Here is a 26698-nt window from a genome sequence, read left to right as displayed (position 1 = left end):
CGTGGATGGAGCAGTAGATCCACGCCATGCGTGGATGGAGCAGTAGATCCACGCCATGCGTGGATGGAGCAGTAGATCCACGCCATGCGTGGATGGAGCAGTAGATCCACGCCATGCGTGGATGCACCAGTAGATCCACGCCATGCGTGGATGCACCAGTAGATCCACGCAACGCGTGGATGGCAGCCTCAGGCCGCGCTTGCCTGCGGCGCCGGCATCAGCGCGGCATCGGCGGCATGGCGGAAGCACAGCCGGATCGCATCCAGCAGCTCGCTCATGTTGTAGGGCTTGGGCAGGAAATGAATGCCGTCGTGCAGTTGCGGCAGCACGGCATGCTGGTCCATGCCAGAGGTCACCAGGATCGGCAGCTGCGGATACAGGCTGCGCACGCGGTTGGCGGCCTCGATGCCGCTGACCAGGCCGAGATTGACGTCGGTGAACATCAGGTCGAAGCGCTCTCCGGCGGCCAGCAGGCCCAGCGCGGCTTCGGCGCTGCTGACGCCTGCGACGTGGCAGGCTTGGCTCTCCAGCGCCATCCGGCTCAGTTCACGGGTTTCCTCGGCGTCTTCGATCAGCAGGACGCGTGGTTCAACGTGGCGCTTGGACAGCAGCATGACGCAACAACTCCGGACGGCAGGGCATGAAAGGCGCGCAAGTATGCGCAAGCCCCCAGTGAGCCCCGCGTGCAGGATCGGCTAAGCCGGCGTTACAGCGCGCGGTTGCGCTGGCGCCGCACATGCCAGGCCAGCGCTGCCACCGCCAGCAGCGCGCTGCCGATGCGCAGGCTGGTGGCCTGCCAGCCCAGCGCAACGGCGTCGTCGAGGCTGAACACATTCCAGGCCAGGTTCATCGACACGTGCAGGGCCAGACCGCACCACAGGGTATTGCCGTCGAGGTGGTCGAGCCAGGCGAAGATGAAACCGCCGAAGGCGATCACTACGCCGACGAACAGGGCCACGCCGCCGCCGTCGAAGCCGCCGAAGCCCAGCCAGTGCACCACGCCGAACAGCAGGGCCTGGGGCAGTGCGAGCAACGACCAGGGGCCGCGCACGATCTTCGCCAGCAGCACGAAGCCGAGGCCGCGGAACAGCACTTCTTCGGCCAGCGGGAACAGCACGGCCAGCATCGTGGCGTCCAGCGTCGTCAGCGCCGTGTTGGGCGTCCCAAGCAGGGCCAGCCCCAGCCAGCACGGCAGGCTGGCCAGCAGCACCCACAACGGGCCACGCATGCCGTTTCCGCGCAGGCCGAGGCTGGCCAGCAGGCCTACTCCGCGGGGGCGCAGCAGCGTGGCCAGCAGCAGTGCGACCAGCACCGCCAGCGCGTTGTCCAGCAGGCTGCCACCGTAGGGCATGGGCAGGGCGGGAATCGGCGCGCCCAGCGTGGCACTGATGTCGCGCACGTTCAGGCCGAGGCCAACGCCAAGCAGCACCAGCAACAGGCGCATGCCGGTGGGAGTCGAGTCACGGGCAGTCACATGCATTCCTTGCAGCGAGGTCGCGAGGCAGTCTGCAGGGCGGCGGACGTGGCGGCACGCGCCGGAAGTCCCTGTGCCATCGGTCATGCGTTGCCGCACAGTCATCCGCACACAGGTACAGTCGAGGCCAGACCGACAGGAGCAATGCGAATGCTGTGCCCCGTGTGCAAGACCCAGACCCTGCAGATGGCCGAGCGCCATGGCATCGAGATCGACTACTGCCCGAGCTGCCGTGGCGTATGGCTGGATCGTGGCGAACTCGACAAGATCATCGAGCGCGCCACTGACGGTGCAGGTGCCGCCATGCCGCCGCCAGGGCCCGCGCCGGTGCAACCGCAGGCCGCTCCGCCGCCGGTGATGCATCGCGATACCCGTCATCTCGGCCAGCGCCACGATGACAACCGTGGCCAGTACAGCCAGGGCTACAAGAAAAAGAAGAAGGAAAGCTTCCTTTCGGAGTTGTTCGACTTCTAGGTAGCAGCGTCGAGCCTTGCTCGGCTTTGCTCTTTGGGGCCGCGCCGACCAAGGTCGGCATCTACCAGAACAGGCGTCGAGCCTGGCTCGACTCTACAGGGACGCGGCTCAGGGCCGGCGCAGGATGAACTCGCGGTCGCGGCTGTCGCCGACGATGAAGTCATACTCGCCGGCCTTGCTGCAGCCGTAGCGCGCGTAGAAGCGCTGCGCGCCGAAGTTCTCTTCCCACACGCCCACCCACAGGGTGCGACGTGCGGGTTTGTCCAGCCAATCGATGAAAGCGTCCATCAGCCGCGCACCGTGGCCGCCGTTCTGGTGGCTGGCCAGGATGTACAGCCGCTTCAGTTCGATGTCGCCTTCGCGTGCTTCGGCATGCGGCAGGGTGTTGGCGCCGGCGGCCAGATAGCCCACCACCGTCTCACCCTCCAGCAGCAGCCACACCGCGCTGCGCGGGTCGGACAGTTCCGCTCGCTGCGGCTCGGCGCCGTAGTGATCCTGCAGGAAGCGGTGCAGGTCCTGCGGCGGATAGGAATCGCCCCAGGTTTCGATATAGGTGGCGATGGCGATCGCCGACAACGCGTCGACGTCGGCGAGGGTGGCGCGGCGGATAGACAACGACATGGTGCAGCCTGCAATGGAACGTGCGGCAGTGTAGCCGGCCCCGGCGGTTGCCGGGGCTGGCTGCTGCTCATGATCCGCTGCTCAGAACCACATGCGGATGCCGGCGACCCAGCGTGTGTCGCGTGCATGGTCGCCCGCATAGTCGGCGGTATCGCCGAAAGCCCGTTCGTGGCTGATGCCGATGTACGGCGCGAAGCGGCGATTGAACTCGTAGCGCAGGCGCAGTCCGGCTTCGACCTTGTTGAGGCCGCGGCCGATGCCGTGCTCCGGTTCGTCCTTGCTGGCCACGGTAGCTTCCAGCAGGGGCTGCAGGATCAACCGGTTGGTCAACAGCACGTCGTATTCGATCTCGGCCTTGGCCATCAGCTGGCCACCGGAACCGGCATACAGCGTGGCCGAGCTTTCGAACTTGTACGGCGCCAAGCCCTGGATGCCGATCGCCGCCCAGGTGCGTGAATCGGCGGGGCGGAAGTCCTGGCGTACACCGACCAGCACGTCCCACCACGGCGAAATTGCACGCCCGTACAGCGCTTCCACGCCTGATGATTCCGTGCGGCCTTCGCTGCGTTCGCCATCGGTGCGCAGCCACAGGCGGTTGATGTTGCCGCCGATCCAGCCGCTGGCCTCCCAGGCCTGGCCGTTGCCGTTCTTTCCATCCCAGTGTTCCAGGCGATCGATCAGCAGCAGGCTGTGGATTTCCGGTGGGTGCTCCATCGCACCATGCGCGATGGGTGGGAACGCGGCCGCACGATCGGCGTCGGTGGGGACAGGTATCGGCTCGCGCGGCTGCGTCGGCGCGGGCGCGCCGTGGTCCATTGTCGAGTGATCCATCGCGCCATGGTCCGTCGTTGAATGGTCCATCGCACCGTGATCCATCTTCGAATGATCCATCTTCGAATGATCCACGTCGGCCGCTGCCGCTGCCGCTGGCGCGGCATCGGCAGGAGGCGCGTGTGCGGCCATGTCATGGCCGGCATGGGACTGCGCGAACGTGGGCAGCGCGGCCAACAGGCCGAGGGTCAACAGGCTTGGGGCAAGCAGGGAACGGCTCATTCTTCGATCCTCACTTCGCGCATCATGCCTGCTTCCATGTGGTACAGCAGATGGCAGTGGTAGGCCCAGCGGCCGAGGGCATCGGCGCGTACGCGATAGGTGCGGCGCGTACCGGGCGGCATGTCGATGGTGTGCTTGCGCACCTGGAATTCACCCTGCGCGTTTTCCAGGTCGCTCCATACGCCATGCAGGTGGATCGGGTGCTGCATCATGGTGTCGTTGACCAGCACGATGCGCATGCGCTCGCCGTAGTTCAGGCGCAGCGGTTCGGCACCGGCGAAGGGAATGCCGTCGAACGACCAGGAGAACTTTTCCATGTGGCCGGTCAGGTGCAGCTCGATCTCGCGGCCGGGCTCGCGGCCATCGGGGTCTTCGAACAGGCTGCGCATCGCACCATAGGTCAGCACCTGGCGGCCGTTGTCGCGCAGGCCGATGCCAGGGTCGTCCAGCTTGGGCTCGGTGGCCGAACTCTGCATGTCCACCAGCGGATTGTTGCGCTCGCTGGCCGGATGCTTTGGCGCTTTGCTGGCGGTCTCGCCGCCGCCATGCGCGCCGTGGCCCATGCTGGCACCGCAGCCGCCTTCCATGCCCTTCATTGCTGCCATGTCGTGTCCGCCGTGGCCACCGCCGCCCATGTCGTGACCCATGTCGCTCATCGTCAGCAACGGGCGCGGATCGCGCGCGGGAATCGGTGCCTGCAGCCCATGCCGCACGGCGAGGGTGCCGGCGGCATAACCCGTGCGGCCCATGTCCTGGCAGAAGATGGTGAAGGCATCCTGGCCGCTGGGTTCCACCAGTACGTCGTAGGTTTCGGCCGGGGCGATGCGGAACTCGTCGATGCTGACCGGATGGATGTACTGGCCGTCGGCGGCGACCACGGTCATCTTCAGGCCGGGAATGCGCACGTCGAAGTAGGTCATCGACGCACCGTTGATGAAACGCAGCAGCACCTTTTCGCCACTGCGGAACAGCCCGGTCCAGTTGCCGGCCGGCGCGGTCCCGTTCATCAGGTAGGTATAGGTGTGCGCGTTGATGTCGGAGATGTCGCTGGGCGTCATCCGCATCCGGCCCCACATGCCGCGGTCGGACAGCGCGGCCGACCAGCCATCGCGACGGGCGTCGCGCAGGAAGTCGGGCAGGGTGCGCTTGTAGTAGTTGTCGTGCTCGGCGAGCTTCTTCATGCGCCGGAACAACGCGCCGGGATCCATGTCGGTCCAGTCGGACAGCATGATCACGTGCTCGCGGTCATGCCGGTACGGCGCCGGTTCGGCCGGGTCGATGATCAGCGCGCCGTACAGCCCCGCCTGTTCCTGGAACAGCGAATGGCTGTGATACCAGTAGGTGCCGGACTGCTTGAGGTCGAAGTGGTAGTGGTAGGTCTCGCCGGGGCCGATGCCGTTGAAGCTCAGGCCGGGCACGCCATCCATGTTGGCCGGCAGCAGGATGCCGTGCCAGTGGATCGAAGTAGGGTGCTGGCCGAGCGTGTTGCGCACGAACAGGTCCACGGTCTGGCCTTCGCGCCAGCGCAGGATCGGTGCCGGCAGCGATCCGTTGACGGTGATCGCCGGGCGGGTGCGTCCGGTGAAGTTGGCCAGCGACTCGCCGATCGCCAGTTCGACGCGGGTATCGCTGATGACCGAAGGTGCGCCGGCCAGGCGTGGCGCGGCAGAAGCGGCGGCGAGCGCGCGCTGCGGGATGCCGGCCGCGGCGATGCCGGCGACCACGCCGCCAGCAGCGATGCCCTGCACGAACAGACGGCGCGACGGCATGGGCACAGCGCCCGGGCCGGGAGGAATACGGGTACTCATGGTGGTGACTCCAAACACGGAAAGACGCCAGCGCAGGGCCGGCTTCAGTGCGCAGCGCGCACGAGGCGTGTTGGATCAGCCGATGGGAGGGCGTGAGATCGGCGGCAGCGGCGGTGCCGGGCGGCCATTGGCGGGCATCGGCTGCGGGGTCAGGGAAAGACCGGGACCGGTCAGGAAAGGCAGTGCCTGCACGGCCAGCAGCGGGTGCTGGGCACAGCTGCGCACGCAGTCCTTGATCTGGCAGTGTGCGTCGTGGGCGGGGGCCTTGGCCTGCGGCGCCTCGTCTGCAGTCATGCCGGCGTGGTGGTGGCAGTCGGCGTCGCCTTCATCGGTCATCGCCGAGGCCATCGCATGGGCCATGCGCCCCATGTCCTCGTGCCCGCTGGCCATGGCCGCGTTCAGCCCGTTGAGCAACAGACTGAGCATGAGCACGACACGGAGCAGGGTCGAGGCGAGGGACATGGCGCTAATCTAGCGGCAAGTGGGCGGACATGCACATCCGGCTGAACGGGTGGTTCAAGGTTTGAGCCGGGCGAGGGTGCGCAATCGCGCAGCCCGGGAGCGCCGGGCCATGCCCGGCGAGCGTGAAGCGCGGTCGATATGCGCGCCGCCGGGCATGGCCCGGCGCTACCGGGGTCATCCCTCTTCGCGCACGATCTCGACCAACCTCGGGCCATAGCGGCTGAGCTTGGTGCCGCCGATGCCACCGACCCGGGCCAGCTCGTCCAGCGAGGTCGGGCGCTGTTCGGCGATGTTGCGCAGGGTGCTGTCGTGGAAGATCACGAAGGCCGGCACGTTCTGCTCGCGCGCCAGCTCGGCGCGCAGGCCGCGCAGCGCGTTGAACAGGGCCAGGTCCTGCGGCAGCACCGACAGGCCGGTGCGTTGCGCGCTGCGTTCGCGCCCGGCGCTGGCACTGACTGCATCGCGGCGCATGCTGATCTGGCGGCGACCGGTCAGCACATCGCGGCTGGCATCGGTCAGGCGCAGGCCACCGTGGCCCTCGCTGTCCACTTCCAGCAGGCTGGCGGCCACCAGCTGGCGGAACACGCTGCGCCAGGTGCGCGCGTCCAGGTCGCGGCCGATGGCGTAGGTGCTCAGCTTGTCGTGGCCCTGCTGCTTGACCTTCTCGTTCTCGCTGCCGCGCAGGACGTCGATCAGGTGGCCGACGCCGAAGCGCTGGCCACTGCGGTATACACAGCTCAACGCCTTCTGCGCGGGGATGGTGGCGTCCCAGGCCGCCGGCGGAGTCAGGCAGTTGTCGCAGTTGCCGCAGGGCTTGGGATAGGTCTCGCCGAAACCGGCCAGCAGCACCTGGCGACGGCACTGCATCGATTCGCAGTAGCCCAGCAGGTGGTCGAGCTTGGACCGCTCCAGCTGCTTGCGCTCCTCGCTGGCCTCGGACTGCTCGATCATCTGCTTGAGCAGCACCACATCGCCCAGGCCGTAGCAGAGCCAGGCCTCGGCGGCTTCGCCATCGCGCCCGGCGCGGCCGGTTTCCTGGTAGTAGCCTTCCATCGACTTGGGCAGGTCGGTATGGGCGACAAAGCGTACGTCCGGCTTGTCGATGCCCATGCCGAAGGCGATGGTCGCGCACATGACGATGCCGTCCTCGCGCAGGAAACGGCGCTGGTTGTTGGCACGCACTTCCGCGGGCAGGCCGGCGTGGTAGGGCAGGGCGTTGAACCCCTGCGTGCACAGGAACTCGGCGGTTTCCTCCACCTTGCGCCGTGACATGCAGTAGACGATGCCGGCCTCGCTGCGATGGCTGCGCAGGAAATCGCTCAGCTGCTTGCGGGCGTTGTCCTTCTGCACCACGGTGTAGCGGATGTTGGGGCGATCGAAGGAGCTGACGAAGTGACGTGCTTCGGCCAGGTCCAGCCGCTCGGCGATCTCGCGCTGGGTTGGCGGGTCGGCGGTGGCGGTCAGGGCGATCCGCGGAATCTCCGGCCAGCGCTCGTGCAGGACGGTCAGCTGCCGGTATTCGGGGCGGAAGTCGTGGCCCCATTGCGACACGCAATGGGCTTCGTCGATGGCGAACAGGGCGATCCGGCTGCGCGACAGCAGCGACAGGAAGCGGCCGGTCAGCAGGCGCTCGGGAGCGACATAGAGCATGTCGAGCTCACCGGCGAGCAGTTCGCGTTCGACCCGGCCGGCCGTTTCGGCGTCCAGGGTCGAGTTCAGGAATTCGGCGCGCACGCCGAGCTGGCGCAGGGCTTCGACCTGGTCCTGCATCAGCGCGATCAGCGGCGAGATGACGATGCCACAGCCGTCACGCAGCAGGGCGGGCACCTGGTAACACAGTGATTTGCCGCCGCCGGTGGGCATCAGCACCAGGGCATCGTGACCGGCAGCCACATGCTCCACGATGTCCTGCTGCGGACCACGGAAATCGTCGTAACCAAAGACGCGGCGGAGCAGGTCGTGCGCGGGACGGGAAGCCATCCAGCTAGTTTACCCCGGCGGGGGTTCGGCCGGGTTGCACCCGGCACCTGCTGTAGTGCCGGCCGCTGGCCGGCAACCCTGGCAACAGCAGCAACAGCAACAGCAACAGCAGGCTCTGGGGTGATCCGTGGTTTGGCGGTGCGGTGTGGGCTTGCAGGACACGCCGTAAACCCGTCCATGGGGGCTCGATGGCGCCATCCATGGCGCCAACGGTCCTGCAAGCCCACACCGCCCCGCCCCCGACAGATTTCCGGTGACGGTTGGTAGATCCACGCCATGCGTGGATGAAATCTGTCAGATATCGACAAATAAAATGGGGTCGGATCCGTTTTCCTGCGGAAAACGGATCCGACCCCAAGCTTTAAGAGTTGGCCCGACAGATTGCGGAAGACTGTCGAAGGCGGGGTGGGTCCGGTGGCAGGGGTGTCCGCGGCATGGATGCCGCGGCCAAGCCCCCATGGACGGGTTTACGGCGTCCCCTGCCACCGGACCCACCCCGCCTACCCACAGGAAGCCAGCTTTTGCTCTGGCTCTGGCCTTGGCTTCAAAGCCTCTGCACGTGCAGGGCGCAGCCCTGCCGAACCACCCTCAACCCTTACTGGAGCAGCGAGCGCAGCATCCACGCGTATTTCTCGTGGGTCTGCAGGCGCTGGGTCATCAGATCCTCGGTCGGAGCATCGTCGCCCTTGGCAGCCACATCCAGCACTTCACGTGCCGTACGGCATACCGCTTCGTTGGCGACCACCAACTGGCGTACCATTTCACGCCAGTCCGCACTGTCGGTCAGGCCCGGCTCCTCGACGATCGAGGTCAGCGCAGCAAATTCCCGGTAGGAGCCCGGGGCATTGAAGCCCAGTGCGCGGATGCGCTCGGCCACATCGTCCAGTGCGGCCCACTGCTCGGTGTACTGCGTCTCGAACATGGTGTGCAGCGAGTTGAACATCGACCCGGTGACATTCCAGTGGAAGTTGTGGGTCTTCAGATAGAGCGTGAACGCATCGGCCTGGAACCGCGCCAATCCGTCGGCGATCTTCTTGCGGTCGCCCTGGGTGATCCCGATATCGATGTTGGGGGCCGACGGCGCGGAAGCCGCAAGCTTCTGCTTGCCGGTCTTGGGCTTGGTCGTGCTCTTGGTCTTCGCCATGGGGTTCCTCCTTGTGGAATCGTTGGCCTTCACAATAAATCAGTCTTGATGACTGGTCGCATTCAAAGTTTTAAACGAACCGATTGATGAACGCTATCGACAAAATGCCGCAGTCCCGCCAGCGCCAACAGCGTGCCGCCATCGACGGCGCCATGAGCCGCGACCGTGGACGATTGCTGGGAATGCTCTCGCGTTGCCAGGCCAAGCCACAGGATGCGGCGTTGGCCGCCAGTTTCGAGCAGGCCTTGCAGGTTTCGGTGCAGCGCCGGCAGGCGCGGGCGCAACAACAGCCGGCCATTACTCTGGACCCACAGCTGCCGATTGCGCGTGAAGCCGAGACCATCACCCAGTTGATCCGCGACCATCAGGTGGTGGTGATCGCCGGTGAAACCGGCTCGGGCAAGACCACCCAGCTACCGAAACTGTGCCTGGCCGCCGGCCGTGGCCAGGCCGGCATGATCGGCTGCACGCAGCCGCGCCGGATCGCCGCACGTGCGGTGGCCAGCCGTGTCGCGCAGGAACTGCAGAGTGAACTGGGCCAGCTGGTGGGCTACCAGGTGCGCTTCAACGACAAGGTCGGCGAAGACACCCGCATCAAGTTCATGACCGACGGCATCCTGCTGGCCGAGATCGCCAGTGATCGCTGGCTGTCGAACTACGACACGATCATCGTCGACGAAGCGCACGAACGCAGCCTCAACATCGACTTCCTGCTTGGCTATCTCAAACAGCTGCTGCGCAAGCGCCCGGACCTGAAGCTGATCGTCACTTCGGCGACCATCGACACCGAGCGCTTCGCCCAGCATTTCGACAATGCGCCGGTGATCAGCGTCGAAGGCCGTACCTATCCGGTCGAGGTGCGCTATCGCGCGCTGGAAGGCGAGGGCGAAGACCAGGGCGAACGCACGGTCAACGATGCGATCGTTGCGGCCATCGACGAAATCACCCGCCTGGATTCCCGTGGCGACGTGCTGATCTTCCTGCCGGGCGAGCGTGAGATCCGCGATGCACACCAGTCACTGGAGCGGCGCAAGTACCGCAATACCGAAGTGCTGCCGCTGTACGCGCGGCTGTCCAACCAGGACCAGGACCGGGTGTTCAACCCCGGCCCGAACCGGCGCATCGTGCTGGCCACCAACGTGGCCGAGACCTCGTTGACGGTGCCGCGCATCCGTTATGTGGTCGACCCCGGTTTCGCCCGCGTCAAGCGTTACAGCCCGCGCAACAAGCTGGACCGGCTGCACATCGAGCCGATCTCGCAGGCCAGTGCCAACCAGCGCAAGGGCCGCTGTGGCCGCGTGGCCGAGGGCATCTGCTATCGCCTGTATGCCGAGGCCGATTTCCAGGCGCGGGCGGAGTTCACCGATCCGGAAATCCGTCGTTCCAGCCTGGCCGGGGTGATCCTGCGCATGCTGCAGCTCGGCCTGGGCCGCATCGAGGACTTCCCGTTCCTTGAGGCGCCGGACGAGCGGGCCGTCGCTGACGGTTGGCAGCATCTGACCGAGCTGGGGGCGATCGACAGCGAACGCCACCTGACCGCGATCGGCAAGCAGATGGCGCGCCTGCCGGTGGACGTGAAACTGGCGCGCATGCTGGTGGCGGCGCAGGCGGCAGGCTGCCTGCGACCGATGCTGGTGATCGCCTCGTTCCTGGGCATCCAGGATCCGCGCGAGCGGCCGCCGGAGGCGCGTGGCGCCGCCGACAACGCACACGCGCAGTTCGCCGATGGCCGCTCCGAGTTCGTCGGTGTGCTGCGCCTGTGGGACGCCTATCGCCAGTCCCATGAGGATCTGACCCAGTCCAAGCTGCGCGACTGGTGCGGCCGCCACTTCCTCGGCTTCCTGCGCATGCGTGAATGGCGCGAGCTGCATCGGCAGCTGCGCCTGCTGTGCGAGGAACTGGGCTGGAAGGAAGAGGCCAACGAGGCATCGATGGCCCCGCTGCTGGCCGGCAGCAGTGCGCCGGCTCCGGCGCGCGATGATGCTGCTGCAGTGAAGGCGACCCGTGGCCAGCTGCACCGTGCCGCGCGCCTGGCCCGCGAGGGCAAGGCCGAAACGGCGCCCGCGCCGGTCGCGGCCCGTGCGCAGAAGGACCAGGCGCCCGACGGCGGTGGTTACAGCGAACGCGTTCGCGCCACGGCGTACCAGACCCTGCATCGGGCCTTGGTGGCGGGCCTGCCCACGCAGATCGGCCATCGCAGCGAGAAGGGTGATTTCCAGGCGCCGCGCCAACGCCGTTTCCTGCCGTTCCCCGGTTCGACGCTGTCCAAGCGGCCGCCACCGTGGCTGCTGGCTGCCAACCTGCTGGATACGCAGAAGGTGTGGGGCATGACCCTGGCGGCGATCGAGCCGGACTGGGTGATTGCCGAACTGCCGCACCTGCTGCTGCGCAAGCACTTCGACCCGCACTGGTCGCGTGCGCAGGGCCAGGTGCTGGCCTCCGAGCAGATCAGCCTGTTCGGGCTGGTGCTGGCGCCGAAGAAGCCGGTGCATTACGGCCGCATCAACGCCGGCGAGGCGCATGACATCTTCGTGCGCCAGGCACTGGTGACCGGTGAGATCAACACCCGCGCCAGCTTCGTGGCCGACAACCAGAAGGTGCTGGAGCAGGCGCGCGAGGAAGAAGCCAAGCTGCGCCGTGCCGGCATTGTTGCCGACGAGGACTGGCAGGCACGGTGGTACCTGGACCGGGTGCCGCCGCAGATCCATTCCGCGTCCGGGCTGGACGCGTGGTGGAAGGCGCTGCCGCCGGAACAGCGCAAGGGCCTGCACTGGTCGTTGATGGATCTGCTGCCGGGCGAAGGCAGCGAGCAGGAGCGCTACCCGAAGTACCTGGCGCTGGGCCAGGCGCGGTTGCCGCTGCACTACCGCTTCGAACCCGGGGCCGACGATGACGGCGTGACCCTGGACGTCCCGCTGCACCTGCTCAATGCATTGGATGCGGTGCAGTTGGGATGGCTGGCGCCGGGTTTCGTTGCCGACAAGGCGGCGGCCTTGATCCGCAGCCTGCCCAAGGCGATGCGGCGCAACTACGTGCCGGCACCGGATTTCGCGCGCGCGTTCTACGAGGCCTTCCCGCAGCCCAGCGCGGACGCGATCACCGGCGAGCTGGCGCGTTTCCTGTCCCGTGCAACCGGGGCAACCGTGGCCGCTACCGATTTCGAGCCCGGTTCAATCGAACCGCACCTGCACATGAACCTGCGCCTGCGCGATGAGCAGGGCAAGGTGCTGGCAACCTCGCGCGACCTCGATGTGCTGCGTGCGAAGTTCGGTGGCCGTGCCGGCGATGCGTTCGCCGCACGTGCCGGGCGCGAGATGGCGGCCGATGGCCTGCGCACGTTCCCGGCCTCGCCGATTCCGCTGCAGGTACCGGGCGAGGCCGGCGTGCCGGCCTATCCCGCGCTGAAGGATGAGGGTGACAGCGTTGCACTGCGCATCTTTGCTGATCGCCAACAGGCCGAGGAAGCACACCCGCTGGGCGTGCGTCGACTGCTGGAGATCGGCCTGGGCGAGAAGATCAAACAGGCACGCAAGCAGTTGCCGGTGGCAGCGAAAACCGGCCTGTTGTACGCCTCGATCGAAACCCAGGAACGCCTGCGTGGCGATCTGGTCGATGCGGCGCTGAATGCCGTGCTGGCCGACGGCCTGGGCGACATCCGCGATGCGGCGGCGTTCGAGCAGCGTCGCGAACACGCCGCAAAAACGCTGTTCGGCGAGGCCATGCAGCGGTTGAAGCTGGCCGAGACGATCCTCGCCCTGGTGGCCGAATTGAAGCCGATGCTGGAAGCACCGTTGATGGGCTGGGCGCGCGGCAATCTGGATGACATGGAAGCGCAGCTGGTTGGGCTGATCCATCCCGGCTTCCTGCGCGACACGCCGGCCGATGCCCTGGCGCAGTACCCGCGCTACCTGAAAGCGATGATCCTGCGCACCGAGCGTGCCAAGCGCGATCCCCCGCGTGACCAGGCGCGCATGCTGGAACTGCACCCGTTCCTGGAGGCGTTGCAGGTGGGCGAGCAGCAGGGCCTGAGCGAGCGGCCGCAGTGGCAGGCATTGCGCTGGGACCTGGAGGAGCTGAGGGTATCGTTGTTCGCGCAGGAGCTGGGCGCACGCACCGGCGTTTCGGCGAAGAAGCTGGCGCAGCGGGTGACCGCACTGCGCCAGGCCTCGTAATCCCTGGGCTGGCCCCGCCGGGCACTCGTCGGCGGGGTCAAGCGGAACGGCATCCACGCATGGCGTGGATCTACTGCGGGACGTGGCGCAGCAGGTTGCCGCCGAGCATGGTCTCGGCGGTACCGCCTGACAGCGCCGTTACTTGGTGCGGCGCACCTTGGGCTGGGTGTTCACGCCTTCGACCTTCAGGTACCACACGCCCATCACTCCGGGGCTGATGCTGACCTTCGGCGACTGCTTGCGCACGCCGGAAATCGAGGTGGCATCGGTCTGTTCCCACTGCTGGCCATTGTCCAACACGTAGATCCGGCCTTTGCCGAAACCGCGGAACTCGCCCTGCAGCACGCCGCTGATCGGCTCGTTGCTGCCGAAGTCGAAGAAGCCGCGGTTCTTCACGATCACTTCCTGGCGGCCTTCCTCGCGCGCTTCTTCGCGCACCGCAGCGACGGCCTCGGTGGTGGCGGCTTCAACCTTACCCTGCAGCCAGCGGTTCAGCGTGGCCAGCTCGGCGGCATTGAGCTTGTCCAGGCCAGCGGCCTTGAATTCGGCCGGTGACATCTGCTGCTGCAGGTCACCCTGCACCACGCGTTGGGCCAGCGCAGGCGCCGACAGGGACAGCAGCACGGCGGCACAGGCCAGCAGGCGAGGGCGGAAAGGCAGGGTGATCGAAGGCATGGCGGAACTCTCCCGTGGATGTCGGCGAGTGTAGCGGCATGTCCACATTCCCGGCGATGCTGGCCGCGGCGATTGTTCCTGAACGGCTGCGGCGCTAGTGTAGGGGCTTCTGTCTTGCCTGCTCGATGCTGTGAACCGCGCTTCCGTCCCCGGCCTGGATGCCTTGTTGAACCGCCCCTCGGCAGCCGTGCTGCCGGCTCCGCTGCGCCAGGCCCTGCGCGGGCATTGGGAAGCGCCGGACTGCGACCCGCAGATGCGTGCCAGCTGGTCGGTGCTGGGCGATACCCTGGACGCGCTGGCGATGCTGTCGGCAGACGAGGGTGCCGTGGTGGCGGCCCTGCTGTTCGATCTGCCGGGCCTGCGCGTCCACCTTGATGCATTGCCGCTGGGCAGCCACAAAGCGGCGGTGATCGGCCTGCTCGATGGACAGGATGCGGCCGATCCCGTCTGGGCACTGCATGCCGGTCGCGAGGCCGGCCGCAACAGCGAAGGCCTGCGCCGGTTGCTGCTGGCCATCATCCGCGACCTGCGGGTGGTACCGATCCTGCTGGCCCGGCAGCTGGCGCGCATGCGCGCGGCCGACAAGCTCGATGAGGAGCAGCGCCGCGCGCTGGCCCAGTTGACCCGCGACATCCATGCGCCGCTGGCCAACCGGCTCGGCATCTGGCAGTTGAAGTGGGAGCTGGAAGACCTGGCCTTCCGTCACCTGGAGCCGGAAACCTACCGGCGCATCGCGCGTGAGGTCGACGAAACCCGCATCGCCCGCGAGCGCTACGTCGAGAATGTGAAGAAGGTGCTGTCGCGCGAACTGGGCGTGCAGGGCATCCGCGCCGAGGTCAGTGGCCGGCCCAAGCACATCTACAGCATCTGGCGGAAGATGCAGAAGAAGCGCCTGGCCTTCGACCAGCTGTATGACATCCGTGCGGTACGGGTGATGGTCGACGACGTCGCCGCCTGCTACGCCGCGCTCGGCGTGGTGCATGCGCTGTGGGCACCGGTGCCGAGCGAGTTCGACGATTACATCGCCCGGCCCAAGGCCAACGACTACCGCTCGCTGCACACGGCGGTGGTTGGCCCGGAGGGGCGCACCATCGAAGTGCAGATCCGCACCCACGACATGCACGCGCAGGCCGAGCTGGGCGTGGCCGCGCACTGGAAGTACAAGGAAGGCGGCAAGGGCGCGGAGAAGTCGTTCGATCGCAAGATCACCTGGATGCGGCAGCTGCTGGAGCAGGCGCAGGACGGGCAGGGCAATGAACTGGCCGGGGCGCTTGATGCCGAGCTGACCGAAGACCGTGTCTACGCGCTGACCCCGAAGGACGAGGTGCTGGACCTGCCGCAGGGCGCAACACCGCTGGATTTTGCCTACCAGGTGCACACCATGGTCGGGCACCGCTGCCGTGGGGCCAAGGTCAACGGCCGCATCGTGCCGTTGACCTACCGCCTGCGCAGCGGGGATCGCGTCGAGATCCTCACCGGCAAGGAGGCCGACCCGCGCCGCGACTGGCTGATGCCGGCCAACGGCTTCCTGGCCAGCAACCGCTCGCGCGAGAAGGTGCGCAGCTGGTTCCACAAGCTGGACCGTGCGCGCAACGTGCAGGCGGGGCGCGAGCTGCTGGAGCGCGAACTGAAGCGGCTGGGCCTGCAGCATTCGGACCTGTCTGCAGCGGCGAAGAAGTTCCACGCCGACAGCGTCGACGACCTGTACATCCAGGTTGCCCTGGGCGATACCGGCCCCAACCAGGTCAGCCGTTCGCTGCTGGAGGCCGAGCGTGCGGCCAGCCAGCCGGCGCCGACGTCGGCCTTGCCGCGGCCGACCGCGCGCCGAGAGAACCTGGGCAAGTCCAAGTTCACCGTACAGGGCGTGGGCAACCTGCTGGTGCAGCTGGCGCGTTGCTGCCAGCCGGTGGCGGGTGAACCGATTGTCGGCTACCTGACCCGTAGCCGTGGTGTCACGGTACATCGTGCAGACTGCGTGGCATTGGCACGGCTGGCTGCGACCAGCCCGCAGCGGATCCTGCCGGTGGAATGGGGCCAGGCCGGCGGTGGCTATGAAGTGGACGTGGTGGTCGACGCGGTCGACCGCCGCTGGCTGCTGAAGGACATCACCAACCTGATCGCACAGGAAGACGCCTACGTGCTGGACATCCACAGCGACAACGTCCGCAATAGTGGCCGCGCGCATCTGCGCCTGCGGTTGAAGGTCAGCGACTACGGCCAGTTGTCGACTCTGCTGGGCAAGCTCGATGCGTTGCCGGGCGTGAGCGAGGCGCGTCGTCTGGGCTGAGCTTCACGCTGCCCCGGCTACCCTGCACGCATGGAACGCGAGCCCCCGCATCGCTCACACGGCGCCGCACATCCGGCGCTGGATCGCGTTCGCCGTGAAAGCCGCTGGTGGTGGCTGCAGGCGCGCCATGCACGACGGGTGTGGCGTTGGGCACTGCTGGCTGCCGCAGCCGTGTTCGTGCTGCTGGTACTGGTGCGCAAACCGCTGGCGGACTGGTTCTGGGATGAGCCACAGATAGAACAGCTGCTGGCCGAGGGCGATCGCGCACTGAGCGAAGGACGCCTGACCGCGGCCGACGGCAGCGGCGCGCGTGAACGCTACCAGGCGGTGCTGGCCCTTGATGGCGACCGCCCGCAGGCGCGACAGGGCCTGGCCCGCACCGGCGCGGCAGCGTTGCAGAAGTCGCGTGAGCGGCTGCGGGCGGGCGACCTGGACGGCTGCGCGCAGGCGCTGGCGTTGGCGCGTGAGCTGCAGGTGCCGCGTGCCGAGGCAGACGCGGTGGCCCAGCAGCTGCAGGCGCGTCGTCGTGCCGGCGCTGGCATCGGCGCCTTGCTTGCGCAGGCCCGCAATGCCTTTGCAGCGGGGCGGCTGGACGACGGCGACAGCAGCGCGCTGCCGTTGTTCCAGCGCGTGCTGGCACTGCAGCCGGACAACCTGCCTGCACTGGAGGGGCGCGAGGATGCATTGAGCGATCTGCTGCAGCAGGCGTGTGCACAGGCGGGGCGCGGCGAACTGGCCACGGCGGCAGCGATCCTGCAACGTGCACGCCAGTTCGATCCAGGTCATTCCGAACTTCCTGCCAGCCAGGAAGCGCTGGCCCGTGCAATCGACCAGCGCCTGCAGCAGGGTCAGCGTGCGCTAAAACGGCAGCAGCTCGAGACGGCTGCCGATAGCTTCCAGGCCGTGCTGGCAGTCACCGCCGACGATCCCACGGCATTGCGTGGGCGCGAGCAGGTCGTGCAGGCGTTGCTGGCGCGCAGCCAGAAGCGGGCCGACGACTTCCAGTTCGAGGCGGCCGACAAGGACGCCGCGCTGGCCGCGGGGCTGGGTGCCTCGCAGGCAGCGCAGCAGCAGCTGGCACAGCGCCTGCAGCGTGCGCGGCAGGCGCGGCAGTCATTGCAGCAGCCGGGCATCAGCGCGGCCCAGCGTGAGCGCCAGCTGCGTGATCGGTTGCGCCAGATCGACCGCGCCGAGCGCGCCGGACAGTGGATCAGCCCTCCCGGTCACAGCGCCTTCGATGCGCTGCGCGAAGCGCAGGCACTGGCGCCGCGCGACAGCCGGGTCAAGGCAGCGGCAGCGCGTCTGCTGCCCGCCAGCCGGTCCTGTTTTGATGACAACCTGCGGCAGAACCGGGTGCAGGCTGCGGGCGCCTGCCTGCAGGCCTGGCAGACCCTGGCGCCGACCGCCACAGGGTTGCCCGATGCGCGTGCCCGACTGGCACAACGCTGGCTGGCGATCGGCAGCGAACGGCTGGGTCGCGGTGATGTGGAGTTTGCCGCCTCGGCCGTAGAGCAGGTGCGGCGGCTGCAGCCGGACCTGGCCGAGCTTCCCGCGTTCGAGGACCGCCTGCGGCACGCAGGCGGTCACATCGACTGATCGAAGAACACCCGCTGCACGGTTGCCGATGCGGCATCCAGCGAGAAATGTTCGGCCACGTTGGCCAGCCCGGCTGCTGCCAGCTGCTGCCACAGCACAGGGTCCTGGTACAGGCGGACCACCGCATCGGCAAAGCCGGTTGCATCGTCGGCCACCAGTACATCCTGGCCGGCGCGCAGGTGCATGCCTTCCACCGCGCAGGTGGTGCCGACCACGGGCTGGCCATGAGCCATGCTCAGGTTGATCTTGCCCTTCACGCCGGCGCCGAAACGCAGCGGCGCGATGGCGATGCGGGCACCGTCCATGTACGGAACGATGTCTTCGACGAAGCCATGCATCACCACGCCCGGCTGGGTAGCAGCCAGGTCAAGCAGCGTGTCCGGTGCGCCGGCACCGATGCAATGCAGGCGCACCTGCGGCAGTGCTGCGCGGATGTGCGGGAACACGTCGCCGATGAACCACTCCATCGCGTCCAGGTTCGGCGGATGGCGGAAGCCGCCGACGAACACCAGGTCGTGGCGCTGCGCGAACGGTGCGCCGGTGCCGGCGACTTCATGCAGGTTGGAAATCAGTTCCACCCGGACCTGGGGGGCATCGGCCTGCAGCTGTTCGCGCTCGGCGGCGCTGACCAGCACGGTGATGTCGCACCGGTCCATTACTGCCAGTTCGCTGGCGCGGGTGCGTTCGGCGTTGCGCAGCAGGCCAGCATCGCCGGCCACTTCCGCACCCCGGCGTTCGCGCAGGTAGTGCAGGTCGACGGTGTCGAACACGGTGCGCGCCTGCGGTGCATAGCGTTCAAGCAGCGGCAGGCATTCGTTGGCGACATGATGGCGCACCATCATCACCACGTTGAAACGGGTGCCGTGGCTGCGCAGCCAGCCTGCGACACCGTCCAGGAAGGGCGCGTACCAGACTTCCACGCCCATCCGCTGCAGGGCTTCGGTCGCCACGCCGCCGTGTTCGCGCCGGGTGGGCACGAACACCACGTGGGCGCCGCCCTGCAGCAGCAGGCGGATCAAGTTGACCTGGCGCAGCGAGCCGGAGTCGCGCTCCGGGCGCGGTACTTCCTCATCGAGGATCAGCACCTGGCGGCGGCCGCGCAGCAGCAGCGCCGGCGAGGGCACGTCGCCGACCTTCGGATGGGAGGCCAGTTCAGCGGCCCATCTGGCTGCGAAAACTCCCTGGTTGCGTACCTGGTAGGCCTTCACACCGCTGCCGGTATCGGTGCCGTTGCTGGTGCCTTCATCGTGGATCACCCGGCTGGCCGGTTGCACCAGTACCCGCAGGCCCTGCGCACGCACGCGGAAGGCCAGGTCGGTGTCTTCGTAGTAGGCGGGCTTGTAGCGGGTGTCGAAACCGCCCAGCTGCTGCCACAGGGCACGTGGCAGCATCAGCGCGGCGCCGGAGCAGTAATCGACGTCGCGCAGGCTGGCGAAGCGCGGATCATCGGCTGCTTCGAAACGGCCGTAGCTCCAGCCGCTGCCATCGCTGAAGATCACCCCGCCCGATTCCTGCAGGCGGCCGTCGGGGTACAGCAGCTGGCTGCCGACCAGGCCGGCATCGGCGACGGTGGCAAAGGTGTCCAGCAATGCCTCCAGCCAGCCCGGCTGCGGCACGGTATCGTTGTTGAGCAGCACCACATAGCGGCCGCGCGTGCGCGACACGCCATCGTTGCAGGCCTCGATGAAACCACCGTTGTGCTCGCGCACTTCGTAGCGCAGGCCACTGATCTGCGGCATCCACTGCACCGTTGCGTCGCTGCTGCCGTCGTCCACCACCAGGATTTCGCAGGCCACTGACGGCGGGTGCGCGGCCAGGGCGCGCAGGCAGGCCAGGGTATGGTCGACGTGGTTGTAGACCGGAATGACGATGCTGACGTCCGGGGTATCGCTGGTGGGCACCGCAAAGGGAGCGAACGGTTGTGCCGGTGGCAGGTACAGCGGCTTGCGCGGTGCCGGCACCGCGCGCTGGGCGTGCACCCGGATCCGCTGCCAGGTGGCCCGCCAGCCGCGGGTACGCAGGCTGGCCAGGCTGCGGCGGGCCAGGCCGGTCAGGCGATTGATCAGGTAGCGGATTTCGGCCAGGGACATCGCCATCCGGTTGCAACTCCAGCTTAAGCAGGGGGGCCGGGAGAATTCGCCTGCCGCAGCGGCTGGGGTAGACTCGCCAGACCCTACATTGTCGCATTCCCGTGCCCCGACGCTACGATTCAGACGATATCGACGATTTCGACGACGACGACCAACAGGACGCCGGTCCGCTCTGGCGCCGCCGACTGATCACCTGGACCATGGCGGCGGTCGCGTTGGGATTGGGTTTCCTGATCCCCTATACGCTGTACCTGAACCAGCAGGTGACGCAACGCTTCGGTGAACTGCGCTGGCAGATCCCGACGCGCGTCTATGCACGCCCGCTGGTGCTGATGCCCGGCAAGGCGATGGATGCGGCAACCCTGAAGACCGAACTGGCCGCCTCGGCCTATCGCGATGATGGCCAGGGCAAGGATCCGGCAACCTATGCGGTGCAGGGCGGCCGCTTCGTCATCTCCAGCCGCGGCTACAACGATGTCGATGGACACGTTGCTGCGCGCCGGGTCGAGCTGTCGCTGTCCGGCGGCAGCATCGCATCGTTGCGGGACGCCGACAGCCGCAAGGCGCTGAAGGCGGCCCGCATGGATCCCGCGCGCATTGCCACGCTGTATGGGCAGAAGCAGGAAGAACGCCGCCTGATCCGCATGAATGAGGCGCCGGACCTGTTGGTCACTGGCCTGCAGGCGGTCGAGGACAAGGACTTCAACCGCCATCACGGCATTGATCTGTCCGGCATCGCGCGCGCGGTCTGGGTGACTGTCCGCTCCGGTGGGCAGAGCCGCCAGGGCGCTTCCACCCTGACCCAGCAGCTGGCCCGCAGCGGCCTGCTGGGAATCGGCAAGGAACAGACCGTCACCCGCAAGTTCAACGAAGTGCTGTATGCGTTGATCATGGAAGCGCGCTATGACAAGCGCACCATCTTCGAGGCGTACCTCAACCAGGTGTATCTGGGCCAGCGCGGCAGCCAGGCGATCCACGGCATGTCCTCCGGTGCCGAGTTCTGGTTCGGCCGCGATCTCTCCTCGCTGGAAACCGAGCAGATCGCGCTGCTGATCGGCCTGGTCAAGGGACCGTCCTACTACGACCCGCGGCGCAATCCCGAGCGCGCGCTGGACCGTCGCAACTTCGTGCTGGGCAAACTGCACGAGGCGACCCTGATCGACGATGCCGAGTACCAGCGTGCGTTGAAAGCGCCGCTGGGCGTGCCCAAGACCCCGGGCCTGGTGGCAGCCAACCGTTTCCCGGCCTACGTTGACCTGGTGCGTCGCCAGCTTGCCCACGACTATCCGGAATCCGCCCTGCAGGGCGCTGGCCTGAGCGTGATGAGCGGCATGTCGCCGTCCGCGCAGGCTTATGCCGAAGGTGCGGTCACGCGCACCATCAAGTCGCTGGAAAGCAAGCGTCGCCCCGAGCTGCAGGCCGGCCTGGTGATGACCGACGTGCACAACGGTGACGTGGTGGCGGTGATCGGCAGCCGCGAAGTGTCCGAGGTCGGCTTCAACCGTGCCATCGAGGCGCAGCGCCCGGTCGGCTCGCTGCTCAAGCCATTCGTGTACCTGCTGGCACTGGCGCAGCCGGACCGCTATTCGCTGGCCAGTTGGGTCGATGATTCACCGGTGACGGTGCAGCTCAGCCGCGGCCGCAACTGGAACCCCGGCAATGCGGACAACCGCAGCCACGGCACCGTGCGCCTGATCGATGCGCTCGCCCACTCCTACAACCAGGCGACGGTACGGGTGGGCATGCAGGTCGGCCCGGAACGGGTGACGCAGCTGATCCACGTGCTGGCCGGCATCAAGGCCGAGGCGAACCCGGCGGTGATCCTCGGCTCGACCGACCAGAGCCCGTACGCGATGGCGCAGCTGTACCAGTTCCTGGCATCGGGCGGTGAGATCCAGCCGCTGCACGCGGTGCGTGGCGTCCTTGATCCGCAGGGCAAGCTGCTCAAGCGCTACGACAAGACCCCGGCACCGGCACAGGAAGGTGACTCGATCGCCGCCAACCTGATCAGCATCGGCCTGCAGCAGGTGGTGGCCAGTGGTACCGCGCAGCGTTTGAATGCCGATGGCCTGGGCCGCCTGCAGCCGGCCGGCAAGACCGGCACCACCAACGATGGCCGCGACAGCTGGTATGCCGGTTACACCGGCGATCACCTGGCGGTGATCTGGATGGGCAATGACCAGAACGAACAGGCCGGCCTGTATGGCGCCACCGGCGCGATGCGGGTGTGGTCGGGCATCTTCCAGCGCCTGCCGACGGCGCCGTTGAAGGTCAGCAACAAGGGCCTCGACTGGCAGCCGGTTGCGGCCACGGGAACCAACAGCACCGACGAAGGGTGCCCGGGTGCCCGCCGCTTCCCGTTCGTGGTGGGCTATGCGCCTGCGTATGAGCCGTGCGCACCGGCGGCCTTGCCGGATGCGCAGGGCGGTGCGGAAGGCGAGGGCGGCGGCTGGCGCAGCTGGTTCGGCCTTGACCGTAAGCCCGAACCCGCCGCTGAACCTGCCGCAGCACCCGCTGCAGCGACTCCTCCTCCAAGCCGATGATGCCGATGACTATCCGTTCGCTGTTCCAGCCCCTGGTCCTGAGTGGCCTCAGCCTGGCCTTGGCGGCCTGCGTGAGCAGCGCGCCGCAGGTGGTCAAGCCGGTGGACACCACCACGCCCGCACAGCGGCTGGCAGCCGTGGAAGCCGCAGCCGGCCCGGATGACAAGGAACTGTCGGTGCAGCCACTGCGCGATTCCCAGGTTGAGGATCTGCGGCAGACGGCGCTGACTCAGCGCAAGGCCAATGATCTGGCTGGCGCGGCCGGCAGCCTGGACCAGGCGTTGCAGATTGTGGCCGGTGATCCGTCGGTATTGCAGGAACGCGCGGAACTGGCGCTGCTGCAGGGCCAGTGGGCGGAGGCGGAAACGTTCGCACGCAAGGCTGTGGACCTTGGCTCGAAGACGGGGCCGTTGTGCCGCCGGCACTGGGCGACGATCGAGCAGGCGCGCCTGGCGCGGGGCGAGAAGGAGAATGCGGTGTCCGCGCACGCGCAGATTGAAGGCTGCACGGTGCCGGGGATCAAGCGGTACTGAGTATTCCCCTCCATCGGGCGCTGCCCCCTCTGCGGCGCGCGGATTGATGGTCTGCTGTGGGTTGGCCGGGTGGATGGACTGGGCAGGGGGCGCTGCAAGTACGTCCATGTAAGCTCGGTCGCCGCATCCATGCGGCTCACGCCCCTGCCCAGCCCATCCACCCGGCCACGGACAGTTTCCTGCGGCCGCCGCAGGCAAGAACAAAATCAAACCCCTTCTACTTTCTCCGTTACACCAACCGCATCTGCTCTGCCTTTGCATTCCGTCACCGGGAAACTGTCGAAGGCGGGGGGGGCTGTGGGTTTGCGGGGTGTCCGCGGCATGGATGCCGCGGCCAACCCCCAGGGATTGGTTTACGGCGTCCCCGCAAACCCACAGTCCCCCGCCAGCCCTCAGTCCAACCCAGAGCCATGAACAAACGCTGTTGCCGTTGCTTTTGCTTGTGCTCTGGCTTGAAACGGGTGCCGGGCAACGCCCGGCCGGGTATCCTTTCCACCTGATGTCCGACCTTGTCCATGCCAGCCGCGAAGCCCTCAGCGAAGGCGGCGCGCTCGCCTCCCATCTGGATGCGTTCGTCCCGCGTCCTGCGCAGCTGCGCCTTACCGAGGCCATTGCCGCGTCGATGCAGCAGCGCGACCTGCTGCTCGCCGAAGCCGGTACCGGCACCGGCAAGACCTTTGCCTACCTGGTGCCGGTGCTGCTGTCCGGAATGCGCACCATCATTTCCACCGGCACGCGCGCGCTGCAGGACCAGCTCTACCACCGTGACCTGCCGCGCGTGCGCCAGGCGCTGGGCGTCGGCCTGCGCAGCGCGTTGCTGAAGGGGCGCAGCAACTACCTGTGCCGCTACCGCCTGCAGCAGGCACGCGGCGAGCCGCGCTTCTCCAGCCCGGAACAGGCGGCACAGTTCCAGCGCATCCTGGCTTGGTCCGGCCGCTCGGAATCGGGCGATATCGCCGAACTCGATGGCCTGGCCGACGACTCGCCGCTGCTGCCGATGGTCACTTCCACCGTCGACAACTGCCTGGGCAACGAGTGTCCGTTCTGGGATGACTGCTTCGTCGTGCGGGCCCGCCAGCGTGCACAGGCCGCCGACCTGGTCGTGGTCAACCACCACCTGCTGCTGGCCGACCTGGCGCTGAAGCAGGAGGGCTTCGGTGAACTGCTGCCCGGTGCGCAGGCCTTCGTCATCGACGAGGCCCATCAGCTGCCCGAACTGGCCGCGCAGTTCTTCGGCGAAGGCTTCGGCATGCGCCCCTGGCAGGAACTGGGCCGTGACTGCCTGGTTGAAGCGCGCGGCGTGGGTGGCGCACAGTCTGCACTGCAGGAACCGGTCGATCATCTGCAGCAGGCATTGTCTGCACTGCGTGCTGCGATGGAGGGGCTGCCCGCGCGTGGCACCCAATGGCGCGCGCTGGCAATGCCGCAGGTACGCGAGGGTTTCGATGCGGTGATGTCCAGCCTGGTGGTGCTGGAGCAGGCATTGCAACCGCTGCGCGAAGCCGCTGCTGGCCTGGATGCCTGCCATGCGCGCGCACGTGAGGCGATTTCGCGGCTGGGCCGTTGGCTGGGGGATGAAGAACCCGCGCTCGACTTCGATGCCGATCCTGCAGAAGCGACCGCCGCCGCTGGTGACGTGCTCTGGTATGAACTGACCGCGCGCGGTTTCCGCTGCCAGCGCACGCCGATGGATGTGTCCGCGCCGCTGCGCGAACATCGCGAGCGCAGCCATGCCGCATGGATCTTCACTTCCGCCACACTGACCGTTGGCGGTGGCTTCGAGCACATCGCCACGCGCCTGGGCCTGGATGATCCGCAGACGCTGGTACAGCCCAGTCCGTTCAACTGGCCCGAGCAGGCACTGTGCTACCTGCCTGAAGGCCTGCCGGATCCGGCTGCGCGCGGTTTCGGAACCGCACTGATCCAGGTCCTGCGTCCGGTGCTGCAGGCGTCGCAGGGCAGGGCGTTCCTGTTGTTTGCTTCGCATCGTGCGCTGCGCGAGGCGGCCGAGGCGCTGCGTGATGGGCCCTGGCCGCTGTTCGTGCAGGGCGAAGCGCCGCGCGCGACCCTGCTGCAGCGTTTCCGCGAATCCGGCAATGGCGTGCTGCTGGGCTCGGCCAGCTTCCGCGAGGGCGTGGATGTGGTCGGCGAGGCATTGAGCGTGGTGGTGATCGACAAGCTGCCCTTCGCCACGCCCGATGATCCGGTGTACGAAGCGCGGCTGGATGCCATACGCACCCAGGGCGGCAATCCCTTCCGCGACGAGCAGTTGCCGCAGGCGGTGATTGCCCTGAAGCAGGGCGTTGGCCGCCTGATCCGCAGCGAGACCGACCGTGGCGTGCTGGTGCTGTGCGACCCGCGCCTGCTCAACCGGGGTTATGGCAAGGTCTTCCTGCAGTCGCTGCCGCCGTTCCGGCGAACCCGGGCCCTGGCCGATGTGCAGGCCTTCTTTGCGCCACAATGGGCGCCCGTGGCGGATGCCGCTGCCCCGACCGCTGCCGTGGCGGGGCCGGAGCCGGCTCCCGGCGCCACGTTCCCCCTGTTCTGACCCGATCCGATGAAACTGCTCGCCTTTGAAACCGCCACCGAAGCCTGTTCCGTAGCCCTGCATGTCGATGGGCAGGTACGGGAACGCTTCGAGATCGCCCCCCGCCGGCATGCCGAACTGAGCCTGCCGTGGGCGGAGGAGCTGCTGGCCGAGGCCGGCATCAGCCGCCGCCAGCTGGACGGCATCGCGCTCAGCCGTGGTCCCGGTGCGTTCACCGGTGTGCGCCTGGCGATCGCGTTGGCGCAGGGCATCGCGCTGGCGCTGGATCGGCCGTTGCTGCCGGTGTCGACGCTGCAGGTGCTGGCGCTGCGCGCGCCGGTGGAAGAGAAGCAGATCCTGTCGGCGATCGATGCGCGGATGGGCGAGTTGTACGTGGCACGCTTCGAGCGCGTGGATGGACTGCCGGTGGCGCGGGATGCCGAGCGCGTGTGCGTGCCGGCGGCGGTGTCGTTGCCGGATGCTGCGTCCGTCTACGGCGTCGGCACCGGGTTTGCCGCGGCCGAGGGCGCGCTGGTCGCGCAGCTGGGGGCTGGCCTGCGCCGCTTCGATGCAACGGCGCTGCCACGTGCAGCGGATGTGCTGGCACTGGCGGTACCGGCGTTCGCGCGCGGCGAAGGCATTGCGCCGGAGAAGGTCGAGCCGGCGTACCTGCGGGACAACGTGGCGCTGACGCTGGTCGAGCAGCAGGCGGCGCGGGATGCCAAGGCGAAGGCCAACGGCTGAGCCCCTCGTGGCGGGGTGGTGGGTCGCTGACAGCAGAAGCCGTGGGTTGGCCGGGCGGGTGGGCTGCGCAGGGGGCGCCGTGAATCCCCAGGCCGGCCCAGCCGCTGGCGGCTGTGCGTTCGGGCGCTTGCGAAGCAATGCTTCGCAAGCAAAGCGCACTCACCCCTGTAGGCTCGGGCGCGCCATCCATGGCGCTTACGCCCCTGCGCAGCCCACCCGCCCGGCCACGGACAGTTTCCGTGCGCGTTCGCCACGGAAAATCAAAAAAAAATCAAATTCAAAAGCCGGTCGCTTCGCTCGCATCCACGCATGGCGTGGATCTACCGTGCAGGCATGGCGTGGATGCATCGTGTCGACCAAGGTCGACAGCTACCAACAGCAAAGATGCGCCGCGATCGGTCAGGGGGGGGGGGGGGGGGGGGGGGGGGGGGGGGGGGGGGGGGGGGGGGGGGGGGGGGGGGGGGGGCCCGCCCGCCCCCCCCCCGGGGGGGGGGGGGGGGGGGCACCCACCCCCC

General features: G+C 67.7%; 18 protein-coding genes. 8 read left to right on the top strand and 10 right to left on the bottom strand.

All coding sequences use genetic code 11. From position 1 onward, the window contains the following. Positions 1-188: 188 nt before the first annotated feature. The gene (locus ABIA73_RS20920) at positions 189-614 is read right to left on the bottom strand and encodes a response regulator (RefSeq protein WP_025874652.1); all 426 of its coding nucleotides are present in this window, start codon (positions 612-614) and stop codon (positions 189-191) included. Positions 615-706: 92 nt separating this feature from the next. Then, on the bottom strand, positions 707-1444 hold the full coding sequence (locus tag ABIA73_RS20915; protein WP_218789521.1) for a CPBP family intramembrane glutamic endopeptidase: 738 nt from the start codon (positions 1442-1444) through the stop codon (positions 707-709). 180 nt (positions 1445-1624) lie between these two features. Between ABIA73_RS20915 and ABIA73_RS20910 the strand changes: the two genes are divergently transcribed. Continuing rightward, positions 1625-1948, top strand: coding sequence for a TFIIB-type zinc ribbon-containing protein (locus ABIA73_RS20910; protein ID WP_025874650.1), 324 nt, complete (start codon positions 1625-1627; stop codon positions 1946-1948). A 108-nt stretch (positions 1949-2056) separates the two neighbouring features. Here the strand turns inward: ABIA73_RS20910 and ABIA73_RS20905 are convergent, their stop codons facing one another. The 6 genes from ABIA73_RS20905 to ABIA73_RS20880 all read right to left on the bottom strand — a co-directional run bounded on the left by ABIA73_RS20905 (position 2057) and on the right by ABIA73_RS20880 (position 9016). Further along, positions 2057-2569, bottom strand: a complete 513-nt coding sequence (locus tag ABIA73_RS20905) for a GNAT family N-acetyltransferase (protein ID WP_354276234.1) — start codon at positions 2567-2569, stop codon at positions 2057-2059. Between the two features lie 81 nt (positions 2570-2650). Beyond that, positions 2651-3622: a copper resistance protein B gene (locus ABIA73_RS20900; protein ID WP_354276233.1), complete on the bottom strand. Its 972-nt coding sequence runs from the start codon at positions 3620-3622 to the stop codon at positions 2651-2653. Then, positions 3619-5430 (bottom strand): copper resistance system multicopper oxidase, encoded by a 1812-nt coding sequence (locus ABIA73_RS20895; protein WP_313283697.1) that lies wholly within the window; start codon positions 5428-5430, stop codon positions 3619-3621. Before ABIA73_RS20895 ends, ABIA73_RS20900 begins: the two co-directional genes overlap by 4 nt. Before the next feature lie 75 nt (positions 5431-5505). After that, positions 5506-5892 (bottom strand): CopL family metal-binding regulatory protein, encoded by a 387-nt coding sequence (locus ABIA73_RS20890; protein WP_025874646.1) that lies wholly within the window; start codon positions 5890-5892, stop codon positions 5506-5508. A 174-nt stretch (positions 5893-6066) separates the two neighbouring features. Next, positions 6067-7872, bottom strand: a complete 1806-nt coding sequence (recQ, locus tag ABIA73_RS20885; RefSeq protein ID WP_025874645.1) for a DNA helicase RecQ — start codon at positions 7870-7872, stop codon at positions 6067-6069. A 595-nt stretch (positions 7873-8467) separates the two neighbouring features. Continuing rightward, on the bottom strand, positions 8468-9016 hold the full coding sequence (locus ABIA73_RS20880) for a Dps family protein (protein ID WP_088100980.1): 549 nt from the start codon (positions 9014-9016) through the stop codon (positions 8468-8470). A gap of 86 nt (positions 9017-9102) precedes the next feature. Between ABIA73_RS20880 and hrpA the strand changes: the two genes are divergently transcribed. Continuing rightward, positions 9103-13188: an ATP-dependent RNA helicase HrpA gene (hrpA, locus tag ABIA73_RS20875; RefSeq protein ID WP_354276232.1), complete on the top strand. Its 4086-nt coding sequence runs from the start codon at positions 9103-9105 to the stop codon at positions 13186-13188. 138 nt (positions 13189-13326) lie between these two features. Here the strand turns inward: hrpA and ABIA73_RS20870 are convergent, their stop codons facing one another. Then, positions 13327-13863 (bottom strand): hypothetical protein, encoded by a 537-nt coding sequence (locus tag ABIA73_RS20870; protein WP_080150500.1) that lies wholly within the window; start codon positions 13861-13863, stop codon positions 13327-13329. A gap of 130 nt (positions 13864-13993) precedes the next feature. On the opposite strand from ABIA73_RS20870, the gene ABIA73_RS20865 reads away from it, so the two are divergent. After that, the gene (locus ABIA73_RS20865; RefSeq protein WP_354276231.1) at positions 13994-16150 is read left to right on the top strand and encodes a bifunctional (p)ppGpp synthetase/guanosine-3',5'-bis(diphosphate) 3'-pyrophosphohydrolase; all 2157 of its coding nucleotides are present in this window, start codon (positions 13994-13996) and stop codon (positions 16148-16150) included. A gap of 30 nt (positions 16151-16180) precedes the next feature. Continuing rightward, complete coding sequence (locus ABIA73_RS20860; RefSeq protein WP_354276230.1) at positions 16181-17746, top strand: hypothetical protein; 1566 nt, start codon at positions 16181-16183, stop codon at positions 17744-17746. On the opposite strand, the gene ABIA73_RS20855 is transcribed toward ABIA73_RS20860, so the two are convergent. Beyond that, complete coding sequence (locus ABIA73_RS20855; protein WP_354276229.1) at positions 17734-19842, bottom strand: glycosyltransferase; 2109 nt, start codon at positions 19840-19842, stop codon at positions 17734-17736. The two genes, ABIA73_RS20860 and ABIA73_RS20855, sit on opposite strands and share 13 nt — an antisense overlap. Before the next feature lie 95 nt (positions 19843-19937). Here ABIA73_RS20855 and mrcB point away from each other — a divergent pair, with 95 nt between their 5' ends. The 4 genes from mrcB to tsaB all read left to right on the top strand — a co-directional run bounded on the left by mrcB (position 19938) and on the right by tsaB (position 26183). Beyond that, positions 19938-22379 carry a penicillin-binding protein 1B gene (gene mrcB / locus ABIA73_RS20850; protein ID WP_025879368.1) on the top strand — a complete coding sequence of 814 codons (2442 nt, stop codon included), beginning with the start codon at positions 19938-19940 and terminating at the stop codon, positions 22377-22379. After that, complete coding sequence (locus ABIA73_RS20845) at positions 22376-22912, top strand: hypothetical protein (RefSeq protein WP_080150494.1); 537 nt, start codon at positions 22376-22378, stop codon at positions 22910-22912. The genes mrcB and ABIA73_RS20845 overlap by 4 nt, the downstream gene beginning before the upstream one ends. A gap of 499 nt (positions 22913-23411) precedes the next feature. Next, entirely contained in the window at positions 23412-25460 is a 2049-nt protein-coding gene (yoaA, locus tag ABIA73_RS20840) for a DNA repair helicase YoaA (RefSeq protein ID WP_218787865.1), read from the top strand. A gap of 9 nt (positions 25461-25469) precedes the next feature. Next, positions 25470-26183, top strand: a complete 714-nt coding sequence (gene tsaB / locus ABIA73_RS20835) for a tRNA (adenosine(37)-N6)-threonylcarbamoyltransferase complex dimerization subunit type 1 TsaB (RefSeq protein WP_025877742.1) — start codon at positions 25470-25472, stop codon at positions 26181-26183. The last annotated feature ends 515 nt before the right edge of the window (positions 26184-26698 follow it).

Origin of the sequence: Stenotrophomonas sp. 2694 (assembly GCF_040548715.1) — a bacterium.
GTDB classification, from domain to species: domain Bacteria; phylum Pseudomonadota; class Gammaproteobacteria; order Xanthomonadales; family Xanthomonadaceae; genus Stenotrophomonas; species Stenotrophomonas indicatrix.
This window is presented reverse-complemented; position numbering and strand designations above follow the sequence as displayed.

What these genes read in the sequence shown, in the direction of transcription:
- ABIA73_RS20910 (WP_025874650.1), top strand. Translation starts at nt 1,625, where the DNA reads ATGCTGTGCCCCGTGTGCAAGACCCAGACCCTGCAGATGGCCGAGCGC.
- ABIA73_RS20915 (WP_218789521.1), bottom strand. Translation starts at nt 1,444, where the DNA reads ATGCGCCTGTTGCTGGTGCTGCTTGGCGTTGGCCTCGGCCTGAACGTG.
- tsaB (WP_025877742.1), top strand. Translation starts at nt 25,470, where the DNA reads ATGAAACTGCTCGCCTTTGAAACCGCCACCGAAGCCTGTTCCGTAGCC.
- ABIA73_RS20870 (WP_080150500.1), bottom strand. Translation starts at nt 13,863, where the DNA reads ATGCCTTCGATCACCCTGCCTTTCCGCCCTCGCCTGCTGGCCTGTGCC.
- ABIA73_RS20920 (WP_025874652.1), bottom strand. Translation starts at nt 614, where the DNA reads ATGCTGCTGTCCAAGCGCCACGTTGAACCACGCGTCCTGCTGATCGAA.
- ABIA73_RS20845 (WP_080150494.1), top strand. Translation starts at nt 22,376, where the DNA reads ATGATGCCGATGACTATCCGTTCGCTGTTCCAGCCCCTGGTCCTGAGT.
- ABIA73_RS20905 (WP_354276234.1), bottom strand. Translation starts at nt 2,569, where the DNA reads ATGTCGTTGTCTATCCGCCGCGCCACCCTCGCCGACGTCGACGCGTTG.
- hrpA (WP_354276232.1), top strand. Translation starts at nt 9,103, where the DNA reads ATGAACGCTATCGACAAAATGCCGCAGTCCCGCCAGCGCCAACAGCGT.
- ABIA73_RS20860 (WP_354276230.1), top strand. Translation starts at nt 16,181, where the DNA reads ATGGAACGCGAGCCCCCGCATCGCTCACACGGCGCCGCACATCCGGCG.
- ABIA73_RS20900 (WP_354276233.1), bottom strand. Translation starts at nt 3,622, where the DNA reads ATGAGCCGTTCCCTGCTTGCCCCAAGCCTGTTGACCCTCGGCCTGTTG.
- ABIA73_RS20855 (WP_354276229.1), bottom strand. Translation starts at nt 19,842, where the DNA reads ATGGCGATGTCCCTGGCCGAAATCCGCTACCTGATCAATCGCCTGACC.
- ABIA73_RS20880 (WP_088100980.1), bottom strand. Translation starts at nt 9,016, where the DNA reads ATGGCGAAGACCAAGAGCACGACCAAGCCCAAGACCGGCAAGCAGAAG.
- ABIA73_RS20895 (WP_313283697.1), bottom strand. Translation starts at nt 5,430, where the DNA reads ATGAGTACCCGTATTCCTCCCGGCCCGGGCGCTGTGCCCATGCCGTCG.
- recQ (WP_025874645.1), bottom strand. Translation starts at nt 7,872, where the DNA reads ATGGCTTCCCGTCCCGCGCACGACCTGCTCCGCCGCGTCTTTGGTTAC.
- ABIA73_RS20890 (WP_025874646.1), bottom strand. Translation starts at nt 5,892, where the DNA reads ATGTCCCTCGCCTCGACCCTGCTCCGTGTCGTGCTCATGCTCAGTCTG.
- yoaA (WP_218787865.1), top strand. Translation starts at nt 23,412, where the DNA reads ATGTCCGACCTTGTCCATGCCAGCCGCGAAGCCCTCAGCGAAGGCGGC.